Source organism: Acinetobacter sp. V110_1, from assembly GCF_031798975.1.
GTDB classification, from domain to species: domain Bacteria; phylum Pseudomonadota; class Gammaproteobacteria; order Pseudomonadales; family Moraxellaceae; genus Acinetobacter; species Acinetobacter nosocomialis_A.
The window spans coordinates 166,928-179,323 of sequence record NZ_JAVQNN010000030.1; the positions used below are offsets into that span (position 1 = coordinate 166,928).

At 36.5% G+C, this 12,396-nt stretch carries 7 protein-coding genes and 2 pseudogenes; 1 reads left to right on the forward strand and 8 read right to left on the reverse strand.

What is annotated here, in order from left to right; genetic code table 11:
- Positions 1-324 precede the first annotated feature (324 nt).
- Complete coding sequence (locus tag RMA95_RS11715) at positions 325-1,767, forward strand: glucose/sorbosone family PQQ-dependent dehydrogenase (protein ID WP_311070752.1); 1,443 nt, start codon at positions 325-327, stop codon at positions 1,765-1,767.
- A gap of 53 nt (positions 1,768-1,820) precedes the next feature.
- On the opposite strand, the gene RMA95_RS11720 is transcribed toward RMA95_RS11715, so the two are convergent.
- The 8 genes and pseudogenes from RMA95_RS11720 to fruB form a co-directional block, all read right to left on the reverse strand.
- On the reverse strand, positions 1,821-2,264 hold the full coding sequence (locus RMA95_RS11720; RefSeq protein ID WP_002050707.1) for a universal stress protein: 444 nt from the start codon (positions 2,262-2,264) through the stop codon (positions 1,821-1,823).
- Between the two features lie 147 nt (positions 2,265-2,411).
- Positions 2,412-4,505 carry an EAL domain-containing protein gene (locus RMA95_RS11725; RefSeq protein WP_311070754.1) on the reverse strand — a complete coding sequence of 698 codons (2,094 nt, stop codon included), beginning with the start codon at positions 4,503-4,505 and terminating at the stop codon, positions 2,412-2,414.
- 609 nt (positions 4,506-5,114) lie between these two features.
- The gene (locus tag RMA95_RS11730; protein ID WP_002050718.1) at positions 5,115-5,330 is read right to left on the reverse strand and encodes a hypothetical protein; all 216 of its coding nucleotides are present in this window, start codon (positions 5,328-5,330) and stop codon (positions 5,115-5,117) included.
- 186 nt (positions 5,331-5,516) lie between these two features.
- Positions 5,517-5,981, reverse strand: a complete 465-nt coding sequence (locus RMA95_RS11735) for a MarR family winged helix-turn-helix transcriptional regulator (protein ID WP_002050629.1) — start codon at positions 5,979-5,981, stop codon at positions 5,517-5,519.
- A gap of 687 nt (positions 5,982-6,668) precedes the next feature.
- Positions 6,669-8,387 (reverse strand): fructose-specific PTS transporter subunit EIIC, encoded by a 1,719-nt coding sequence (locus tag RMA95_RS11740; RefSeq protein WP_311070759.1) that lies wholly within the window; start codon positions 8,385-8,387, stop codon positions 6,669-6,671.
- Positions 8,374-9,321: a 1-phosphofructokinase gene (gene pfkB / locus RMA95_RS11745; RefSeq protein WP_311070761.1), complete on the reverse strand. Its 948-nt coding sequence runs from the start codon at positions 9,319-9,321 to the stop codon at positions 8,374-8,376. Before pfkB ends, RMA95_RS11740 begins: the two co-directional genes overlap by 14 nt.
- A 14-nt stretch (positions 9,322-9,335) precedes the next feature.
- Positions 9,336-11,009 (reverse strand): annotated as a pseudogene (ptsP, locus tag RMA95_RS17655) (phosphoenolpyruvate--protein phosphotransferase); the annotation flags it as partial.
- A 63-nt stretch (positions 11,010-11,072) separates the two neighbouring features.
- A pseudogene (fruB, locus tag RMA95_RS17660) lies at positions 11,073-12,197 on the reverse strand (fused PTS fructose transporter subunit IIA/HPr protein); the annotation flags it as partial.
- Between the last annotated feature and the right edge of the window lie 199 nt (positions 12,198-12,396).

Consider the following 12,396-nt stretch of genomic DNA (forward strand, 5'->3'; position numbering starts at 1 on the left):
AAGCTCTAGCTTGAATCTTTTAGCTGGGTGTTATGTATGTTTTTATAGTTTGAATTGTCTGTTTCAGTATTAATTTTTACTTTTCAATTACTTTGTTAAAGGTTGCTTTCATATCAATCAGTTTAAAAACTTGATGAACTATTTATAAGATAACTTTTAAAGTATTCATTTGTTTTGAATAGCTACTTTTATGCAACAGAGCCTTTCAGAAATTTGGATTTTAATAAATATGCTATTCATCATAATACAAAAGATATAGAGAACTTATACAAATCAAACGTTTTTGATTTGAGTAACTCTTTAAAAAATTTATAAGGTGGAATTATGAATAAACATTTATTAGCCAAGGTCACTCTTTTAGGTGCTGCACAACTATTTATGCTTAATACGGCATTTGCGGACATTCCGCTTACGCCAGCGCAATTTGCTAAAGCAAAAACAGAAAATTTTGATAAAAAAGTTATTCTGTCTAACTTAAATAAACCGCATGCTTTGTTATGGGGACCAGACAATCAGATTTGGTTAACCGAACGTGCAACCGGTAAAATTTTAAGAGTAAATCCTGAGTCCGGTAGCGCAAAAACAGTTTTTCAGGTTCCTGAAATTGTGAATGATGCGGATGGGCAAAATGGTTTGTTAGGCTTTGCTTTTCATCCTGACTTTAAACATAACCCTTATATCTATATTTCGGGTACTTTTAAAAATCCAAAATCTACAGATAAAGAACTACCTAACCAAACGATTATCCGTAGATATACCTATAACAAAACAACAGATACATTTGAAAAACCTGTTGATTTGATTGCAGGCTTACCATCATCAAAAGACCATCAGTCAGGCCGTCTTGTTATTGGTCCAGACCAAAAAATCTACTATACGATTGGTGACCAAGGCCGAAATCAACTGGCTTATTTGTTTTTACCAAATCAGGCGCAGCATACCCCAACTCAGCAAGAGCTGAACAGCAAAGACTACCATACCTATATGGGCAAGGTATTACGCTTAAACCTGGATGGAAGTATTCCTAAAGATAACCCGAGCTTTAATGGGGTAGTTAGTCATATTTATACTTTAGGGCACCGTAATCCACAAGGTTTAGCATTTGCTCCAAATGGAAAGCTTTTACAATCTGAGCAAGGGCCAAATTCTGATGATGAAATTAATCTCATTTTAAAAGGTGGGAACTATGGTTGGCCAAATGTAGCAGGTTATAAAGATGATAGTGGCTATGCTTATGCCAACTATTCGGCTGCAACCAATAAATCTCAAATTAAAGATTTGGGTCAAAACGGGGTAAAAGTAGCCGAAGGTGTTCCCGTGACTAAAGAGTCTGAATGGACTGGGAAAAATTTTGTAGCGCCTTTGAAAACGTTGTATACCGTACAAGATACCTATAACTACAATGATCCAACTTGTGGTGATATGACTTATGTCTGCTGGCCAACGGTTGCACCGTCATCGGCATATGTATATACGGGAGGTAAAAAGGCGATTCCGGGATGGGAAAATACATTATTGGTACCATCTTTAAAACGTGGAGTCATTTTCCGTATTAAGCTAGATCCAACATATAGTGCGACTTTAGATGATGCCATCCCGATGTTTAAAAGCAATAACCGTTATCGTGACGTGATTGCAAGTCCGGAGGGCAATGTCTTATATGTACTGACCGATACAGCGGGTAATGTGCAAAAAGACGATGGTTCTGTAACGCATACTTTAGAGAATCCTGGTTCTCTCATTAAATTTACGTATAACGGAAAGTAGTTTATGTAAAAAACCCAGCTCTATAGCTGGGTTTTTTTGAACTTTAAATTTATCTATTCGGTTACGACCAATACGGGTACATGGATTTCTCCTAACAGTGCTTGAGTCACACTTCCTAAGAAGAACTTTTTAAAACCTTTTCGTCCATGAGAGCCAATTACCAATAAATCAGCTTTTAGCTCAGTTGCTGCTTTGATAATTTCTGTGTGAATTGTTTGACCTTCAACAATCTTTGTTTCAACAGAAATTCCGTGTTGACTAAATTGCTCTTTAGCTTGATCTAAAATGCCCTGAATCGAAGCTCTCGCTTTATTAAAGTAATCTTGTGCAATTTCTGTACTATCAATGATTTCAACTGAAATAAAAGGATCAATAGTGAGCGCATATACTAAAGTGACTTTACTGTTAAACGCTTTAGCAAGACTTGCAGCATGATTAACCGCAATAAGTGAAGTAGGAGAACCATCGACTGGAACTAAAATATGGTGATAACTCATATATTGCTCCTTATTGCCTTGTGACAATATTTATTGTTGAAGAACCTAAGTTTGTTATCGTTATGGTTATATTATCGCCAATTTTATCGTTTTTATTGTGTATTTTTAGTGTGCAAAGTGAGCGACTACTTTTTGTATATATACAGATTAATTCATCGAATAATGGCTTTCTAAATAAGCCTGACCTTGTTTAAGAATAGATATAACTTGATTTGCATCAATAGCTTGTTCGAATAAAAAACCTTGTCCAATGTTATAACCAAATTTAAGAAGTAGCTCTTTTTGTTCTGGGGTTTCAATACCTTCTGCAATTAAACCGAGTGAGAGATTAGGTGCGAGTAAACCAATTGCTTGGACAATTGCATAAATTGATGGGTCCTGTTGCATCTTTTGTATAAAGCTACAGTCGACTTTTAGACAATCAATTGGGTAGTCTCGTATATGCGTTAGAGAAGAGAATCCTGTTCCGAAATCATCTAAAGCAATGCGTACGCCATGTTGCTTTAATTTATTGAGTGCGCGAATAACATATTCAGAGCCACGGTCCCCAAGCATATGCTCAGTAACTTCTATTTCAATTAAATATGTAGGAATTTCAAGTTGATGAATCTTTTTTAATAAACGTTCAGCGTAATTATCTCTTAAGAACTCAACTGGTGCAGCATTTAGTGATACTGGAAGTGGCTGAAAGCCTAACTTTATCCATTTAGCCATATCATGCAAAACTTGTTGCTGCATAATTTCACCGATCTTACTGGCTAAATCATAGTCTTTAAAAGCTTCAGCAATTTGTGAAGGCAAACCTCTTTGAGCCGAAGTCGTGTGCCAACGCAGTAATGCTTCAAAGCCCACAACAGCATGAGTTTTTAAATCAACTTTAGGTTGATAGTAGGGTTGGATAGTATGGTGGCGAATAAGCTGTCGAGCAATGTTAAGTTGAGAGGCGATGGCTTCAGTCAACTGCATCATACTCGGGTTATACATACGTATACCGCCACGACCTCGAGCTTTTAAGTCATGCAATGCCATGTCTGCACAGCTTAATAAGCTTGATTGATCAACCGCATCTTGCGGGTAAATGGCACACCCAATGCTCATACCGCCGTTGAGTACATTCCCCGCATATGTAATGGGTTGATTGAGTTGTTGAAGCAATACTTCAGCAAGCTCTCGGACATCATTTTCATTTTTTAAATGGCTGACAATAACTGCGAACTCATCGCCCCCTAAGCGAGCGACAGAACATCGTTCATGGTCTACGCACTGATTAAAACGTTTAGACAGAATTTTTAATAAGTGATCGCCAGCACTATGACCGATGGTGTCATTAATGTGTTTGAAGTGATCTAAATCAATTAAAAGTAACCCTACACTTGTTTGGGTTTCTCGTGAGTAGGCTAGGGTACGTTTTAATTGGAGCTTAAATGAGCGTCTATTAAATAATCCGGTAAGTTCATCTCTCTCACTAATATCTCGTAATCGGTTTTCAGTAAGATATTGTTGAGTGACATTCCGAGAAACACACAATATTTGAATAATTTCGCCGTTTGTATGTTGAATTGGGGTAAGCATGTTATCCCAATATTCAGGATCTTGATTTGGTAAGCAACTCATGCCAGCGAATCGAGCCACTTTACCCTGTAAGGCTTTTTTTAAAGCAACTCTTCCGCGTTTACGAATATGCGGTGGTAAAAGATCTAACCATCGCATACCGAATTTTTTTTCATCGACAGGTACACCTAATGCAAGACACCCTGATTTATTCATATGAGATACTGTGCCATCTGTATTTAAAACTTTAATACAATCGACACTAATATCGAGCATTTGATTCTGTATATCGATATCTTTACGTAGGCTTTGTTGTTCTTGTATATCTTGATCAATATCTAGAAAACTAATAAACCATTGATTTTCTTGAAAAGGTTCATGATATTTCGATAATTGAATTGAAAGTTTACACCATCGATATTGATGGCTCTTATGTAAAAGACGGCATTTAAATTCAACTCTTGATTGCAGTCGTATAGCATCTAACCATTTGTTTTTAACTTCTTCTAAATCGGCAGGGTACACGAAATCTAACCATTGCTGAAACAATGGAGGAGAGGTATCGTGCCAGTACTTTGTACACTCCGTATTGCAGTATAAAATTAAGCCTTTTTCATCATTGACCCAAGTCGGTAGAGGAAACTGCTCAACAATAAAGTGCTTTTGGGTAGTGTTCGACATTGAAGTCATAACATGCCTAAAACTGCTGAAGAGTTAAACTATTTATAAACTGTATTGTAATAGTTGTGTCGTCACCACAAAAGCTATAAAAAAATAATATTTGATGTTTTTTTCGCCTTGAATAAATGTTTTTCTAAAATAAAATTGATATTACTCATGTATGCATATGTTATTTATTAACTTTTAATTTTATTAAGAGTGTAAAAAATAGAGTATTAACTTTAAAAAATTATGCTTATTTTTGTAAAAAACTTGTTAAAACAGGTGTTTATAGATCAAAAAAGAAGAGTTTATAGAGTAATTCATAGCAAATAAAATATTTAAGTGAGCAAGAAATAAAATGACTTTAGATATTTTTGTTAGAAAATTTATATAAAAAATCAGTTTCAATTATTAAGCATTAATACAATAACCACCATTAACTTTACAAAAGTAATATAAAATAAGAGCTTGCAGTAGCGTAAAATTCTTCTTGTCAAAAAGGATATATCATTCCTTTTTGTGCATTTTATAGCCTACATTTTCCCCAAGATGTAGGTTTTTTTTTATGCCATAATTTTATAATTTAATTGTTTATTAACTTTTTAAATTATAAATAAAAAAAGCCATAAAGGCTTTTTATACAGTTTCTGGTTTTTTCAATTGTTCTTGAATATAGAGATTCATATAGTATTGCTCTATATAATCATCAGCATAATTATTCGCTAATGTTTTTGTAGCTACTTGTTCATGCTTAGCATAGCAGTTCGTTTCCAAGTCCTTTTCAAGTACCCACCATTGGCGATTAATTCGACGCACCTGAAACTTATCACTTTTATATTTTCTTTTAGCCATTTTCCTAAAATTACAATGTAGATAATAAAAGAGAGTTTCTACTGGAGTTGAAAGAACATGTCAACAAGCATAGTGTTTAATTGGCTACTTTGTGAAATCTAGGTTCTGAGTCCTGTTCAGTAAATATAAAAAAAGCCCTCATAAGAGAGCTTGAAATCTAAACAAATTTTGCAAGTTTAAAAGAAATTAACGAGATAGATTTTTTAAAAGCATTTTTAAGCTTTCCATCATTTTTTCTAACTGTAGAGGGGTAATACCTTCAAATGATTGCTCAAGTACTACGCTGGTTAGATCATTAATTTTATTAATCATTTCAGTACCACGTTCAGTAAGATATACGCGTGTAATACGACCATCAGTTTGGCAAGAATATGTTTCAACTAAACCCTCATCTTTTAAGCGATAAACAATTTTAGTTGTAGTCGACATCTTTGAAATAATCATGTCAGATAGCTCAGACACGCTAGCGTGAGGTTTACTACTTAGCGCAAGCATAATGCGTCTACGTGAGTTATCTAAGCCATATTTTTTAAGGGCATTATCAATATTTTGAACATATTGAGCATGGACCTGAGTAATCCAATAATATGGAAAATCTTCAAGAGTGAAAGATTCCGTTGTAGGTAAAAAACGCGCATACTTCTTTGTCATTGACTTTTCCCCATACCTTGGTGGATCGCATTTTATGAAACTAATTTTAATAGTTGAAAAATATAGTTTCACTAAGCAAGTTATATCAGGACTTTAAGTCATGAGCAAAATTTATATTATTTGATTTAACAAGGCCAAACTATAAATTTTGCTAATCTGATAAAACTTATTTCTTACCGTTTATTTGAACTTGGCTGCTCGCTTGTTCGTAAAATGAACGATATCTGTTTGCATGAGAATCCTAGAAAAAAAAAGTTGTTTTGAACGTGACATTTCTATAAAAATTTTTTGTCTGTAAAGTCATAACTATAAAAAATCAATCCATTTAATAAAGAAATGTTTAATATAATCAACTAGTTGTTTTGGTTTGAAATACTAAAAATTTACCATATATTTAACACGATTGATGAATAATCTATAAATTTTATTGAATATTTGTTTTTATGTTATTGATTTTTAAATATTAAAATATTTTTTTTAAATAGGGTGATTCTTTCAAATTAGAACTTAAATATGTAAATAGAGTGCTAGAAGCTCAGAAATTAAAAGAAGAATCTAATAAAAAGCTAACTCTTGGAGTGATATTAGCCCAAGATCCTGAGCAAGTTAAGGCTCGTGCAGTTCAAATTAATCAATAAAATTAAATAGAAATAAAAAAGGAGAATCAATATTCTCCTTTTTCTTAAATTATGAATTTGTTAATAATTTTTCTTCTTGGGTCTTTTTAAGGATGGCATAACTTACACCCGTGACGATGCTTCCAGCTGCAATTGCTGCTAGATATAACCAAGCATGATTGATTGCATTTGGAATCAGAAGTACAAATACACCGCCGTGTGGAGTAACAAGTTCACAGTGAAATAGAGCAACTAATGCGCCAGTTACTGCACCACCTAAAATACAAGTTGGAATAACACGCATTGGATCTTTTGCTGCAAATGGAATTGCACCTTCTGAAATAAAGCATAAACCAAGCACGAAAGCAGCTTTACCGGCATCTTTCTCACCTGTACTAAATTTATTTCTAGCAAGGAAGGTCGCAATTGCCATACCTATTGCAGGAACCATTCCGCCGGCCATAGTGGCTGCCATTGGCATGTAAGTATTGGTTGTAAGTAAACCGACTGTAAAAGCATAAGCAGCTTTGTTGATTGGGCCACCTAAATCAATACACATCATACTTGCCAGAATAATTCCCATTAATACGGCATTTGTGGTGCCCATGTTGTTAAGGAAATCTTTCATTAACTCAAAAATATGTGCTACTGGTTGGCCAACCACATAGAACATAATGAGACCGACAAATAATGTTCCTAATAATGGAATAATTAAAATAGGTTTAAGAGATTCTAAGCTAGTTGGTAGTTTAAGTTTTTTGGCAATAAATAATGCGATATAACCTGCAAGGAAGCCCGAAACAATGCCACCTAAAAAGCCCGCTTGTAGCTGTGCTGCTAATAACCCACCAATTAAACCAGGTGCAAGGCCAGGACGATCTGCAATTGAATATGCAATATAACCCGACAGCATCGGTACCATTAGGGTAAATGCTGCCGCACCAATCTGTTTTAATATGGCTGGTAGGCTGCCTGCTTGTTCGGCTGCATTTAGACCAAAACATAAAGAAAGTGCAATTAACAGGCCGCCTGCAACAACCATAGGCAGCATATAAGAAACACCAGTTAATAAGTGTTTATACACACCAGCTTTTTCAGTTTTATCTTTATTTTCCCTTGTAGCTTGTTGTTTACCTTGTTCTAAAACTTGTGCATTCGCAATTGCTTCGGCAAAGGCCTTGTCGGTTTGTTTTAAGGCAAACCCAGTGCTGCATCGATAAACACGTTTACCTACAAAACGGTCTGTGTTGACCTCAATATCAGTGGCAAGAATAACAATATCGGCGTCCGCAATCGCTTGTGCTGATAAAATATTCTTCGCACCCACAGAACCTTGAGTTTCTACATCGATTTGATATCCAAGTCTCTCTGCACCTTGCTGTAACGCTTCAGCTGCCATAAATGTATGGGCAACTCCAGTTGGACAAGCAGTAATTGCAACAAAGTGAGTTGCTGCATTTGAAGTCTGCTTAGGTTTTTGATCCCATTCATTTGCTGGTTTCGAGTGTTCAAGCGCCGTTAAAAGTGCTTTATCTGCATCTTCTTTAATATCTTCAATAGATACTAAAGACAAAGTACTTTGACCAAAAATATTTAGGTTTTTAGGTTGTTGCCCAATAATAATCACATGATTAAAGTCATCACCTGATTCAAACTCATCGAGTGAAATAACGCTGTGTTTATAACCATGTTGTGTTGCGACTAAAGCAAGTTTACGAGCTAAAATCAAAGCATTGACTTGCTGTTGCGGACTATTAGTGACAAATAATAAATGTTTAGCAGTTTGCATCAGATTCACTCAATGAATTGATAGTAGTTTGTGCTTTTAATTGGTCTAGAGCCTCTGGACTAGGAATTCGAAAACCAATTTGTGTTACAGCATGGCTTGCAATTGCTGTCGCAGTTTTTAAAGTTTCTTCAGGAGATAGTTGGCTTACAAGTCCATGGATCATACCCGCTAAGAGGGAATCACCAGCACCAACTGTACTTTTTACAATAACTTTTGGTGCTTGAGCATGTAGGGAATGGGTGGCATGCAGCCAATTTACGCCATCTTCACCCATTGAAATCACCACATGCTCAATGTCGGCTAAGCTGTCAAAAAGTTTTCTTTGTTCGGCGTAGCTTGTTGCAGGACGTTGATAACTTTCTACGAGCTCATCCGTATTAGGCTTGATCATCCAAGGTTGACATGCAATTGCGGCAACCAAAGCTTTACCGCTGGTATCTAATGCAACTTTTTTATTTTGTTTTTTGATCAGTTGAATAAGTTGTTGTAACTCATCAATACTAAAACCTTGGGGTAGGCTACCAGCTATTGCAACCACCTCAACTTGTGGTAACAGAGCTTCAATCTTATTAAATAGGCTTTGTTTGTCTGTTTCAGAAACAAAGAACCCTTTGCCGTTTAAATCGGTCATCCGCCCAGAATGCTCAGCAATTTTTATATTTTGGCGTGTTTCCCCGTCAATATAAATGAACTCGGGTTGAAATTGAGCTTGGGTAAAATGTGTATCGAAAATTTGTCGATTATGCTCGCCTAAAAAACCGGTTACGATTACATCGTGACCTAAGTCTTTTAATACTTGTGCAACATTAAGGCCTTTACCAGCCGCATGAATTTCTACCGACTCTTGTCGGTTCACTTCACCTACCTGTAACTCATTTAGTTGGATGGTTACATCAATTGCAGGGTTTAAAGTAACTGTTAAAATTTTAGCCATTACTATTCCCAATTTTATAAGTCTTGTTCAGAGAGCTGGCGTACAGCAGGGGCGCTATCACACAATAAAGCTTGTTGCGCAAGTTTTTGAGCATGACTATAGCTCAGCGTACGAATTTGAGCTTTTACTAGTGGAATGCTATTTGGCGACATACTCAGTTCGTCCACGCCCAATCCCATGAGAATGGGTACAGCTTTCGGATCTGCTGCGAGCTCACCACAGATTCCCACCCATTTGCCGTGTTTGTGGGCAGCTTTAACAGTTTGATCAATCAAATTGAGAATACTTGGGTGCAATCCATCTGCTTCAGCTGAGAGTATTGGGTGACCTCGGTCAATCGCTAAAGTATATTGAGTTAGGTCATTTGTTCCGATACTGAAAAAGTCGACTTCTTGTGCAAGAATTGGTGCAAGTAAAGCTGCAGAAGGAACTTCAATCATAATGCCAACTTGTAAATTGTCACATGGATGTTGAGCTCTTACTTCATCAAGAATCGCTTTTGCAGCACGCCATTCTTCAACGCGTCCAATCATAGGGAACATAATTCGTAATGGACGATTATCCGATGCTTTTAATAAAGCAGTTAATTGCTGTCTTAAAAGCTCAGGACGTCTTAAGGTTAAACGAATTCCCCGTAACCCTAAGAATGGATTTTCTTCTTCAGCAATTGGTAGGTAAGGTAAGGGTTTGTCACCACCTACGTCTAATGTTCGTACAACAAGTGGGCGGCCTGCAAGTGCATCTAATACTACTCGGTAGTCAGCTTCTTGGACAGTTTCACTCGGTGCACTGCTATGAGACATGAAAACCAGCTCTGTACGAAGTAGTCCAATCGCTTCTGCACCACATTCTACTGCTTGTGCTGTTGCTTGAACTTTACCTAAATTGGCAGCAATTTCGACTTGGTGTTGATCTAAAGTAATAGCAGGTTCTTGGCTATGACGTTCGGCTTCTTCACGAATTTGACGCTGTTGCTCACGCTCTTGCTTCGCTTGTTCGATTTGAAAGGTATCTGGATTTAAAACAAAAGTTCCCGTGTCACCATTAATGAGTAGGGTACTTTTCTGATCAATTTCCAAGACTTGTTCACCAGCACCAACAATAGCTGGAATGCCTAAAGCACGTGCCACAATTGCACTATGAGCACTTGCACCGCCTATGGCAGTTAAAATACCTGCAACGCGGTCTTTGTTAAGACGAGCCACATCGCTTGGCCCAACATCATGCATAATTAAAATATACGGCTCTTTAGGCTCTTCAATAACCACTTCACCACATAACTGTGTTAAGACTCGATCACCAATATCGCGTAAGTCTGTTGCACGTTCAGCGAGTAAACGGTCTGGTAGGGCTTCCTGTGCTTTGGCAGCAGCTTCAATGTGCTCATGCCAAGCAGCTGGTGCTGATAAATTTTGATTAATTTTTTGATAGACACCATTAATTAAATCAGGGTCATCAAGCATTTCTAAATGAGCTTGAAAGATTTGTTTAATTTCAGAAGCATCCGCTTTGGCAATGACTTGGTGAATATTGTTTTTTACAGCATGTAATGCAATATCTAAATTTTCTTTCTCGGCTTTTACACTTAAACCCATGCGTTCATATTGATAAACCTTCGGCTTAATTACATGTACTGGACCAAAAGCTAAACCACTTGATGCCGCAATGCCTGTATTGTTTCCCAATGTCGTAGCATTTGATATTGCAGTTTGGGTAGGGAGTTGTTCAGGTGATTCGCTGGTTACTACTGCTATTACTTCAACTTCTTCACCTAAACCTTGCTGCACTGCCAAGACAACTTTATCTAAGGCATCTACTGCATCGGTTTCTGGTTCTGCAATAAAACGTAGAGTTTGCCCACGTTTACAACCTAAGGCTAAAAGACGAGTTAAACTTTTAGCAGAAACAAAGCTACCATCATCTACAGCAACTTGGATATCACCTTGGAAAGTTTTTGTGAGATTGACTAAATGTGTAGCTGGTCGAGCATGTAAACCGTGGGCATTTGCTAATACCACTGAGCGTTGAGGCCAGTCTGGAATAACATCAGCCCCAATAATTTTTGCAATTTCGTTTGGAGTTTGAGTTTTATCTAACTCGGCAACTTGCTCTGGGTTAAATAAAATATCAATTAAACGATTAAATCTTTCATTATCGAGTTGATCATTAGCAGCAATACAAACGAGTGTATTTAGCTTTTTACCATTTAGCTCTAAAACCTTTGATGGTTTAGTAATGCTAATAGCCGGTTGCTGAACAAAGTGATTGCTGGAAATGGACCAAATTTGATCTTGCAGTTGAATGGCTTGTTGTGGATCAAGTGAACTTAGAAAACCACATTTTACAAAATTATGTTTTTTTAGCGTTTGAGAAGCTGTCCAAAATAAGTCTTCGATATCTTGCGCATCAATTTCGGTTTGAATAAGATTTTCATGAAGCGCTAAAGATAATGGCTGAGCTTGTAGTAATTCTATAATTTGTTCAGGTTTAGAAGCATTTTTTACTTGTTCACTTACATCATGCATTAATGCCCGAGTAAGAATTTGCAAAACTTGTAAATGTTCATCAGATTTCGCTGCAATCACGACAGCTAAATAGATTTTATTTTCTCCATCCCAGATCACGCCTTCAGGAAAATGGGCTAAGCGAATACCTGTTTTTAAAATATATTCACGTGATTGAGGAGTACCGTGGGGAATAGCAATACCTTGGCCTAAGTAAGTCGCGCTTTGTTGTTCACGATTGACGAGTCCTGTTATATATTCAGGTGTAACTAACCCATCTTTTTCCAATATATCTACTAGACACTTTAATGCATGTGTTTTATCAACAGCACGTTGATTCATATGAATATGTTGAGGCTCTAGTGCTAGCATAATTATCCTTGAACAATTTCTTTGGCTTTAGCTAAAACAGAAAAAAAGAAGCTGTTTGCATTAAACAAGTAAATATACCTGTTTTGACAACAGCTTCAGATGAATTACCTTAGCAGAACTTTAAATGTATATCGACGCATTTAAGTAAAAAGCTGCTCGTTTTTAATACAAAAAAACCTCTAAGCCGGATTGCTGACTT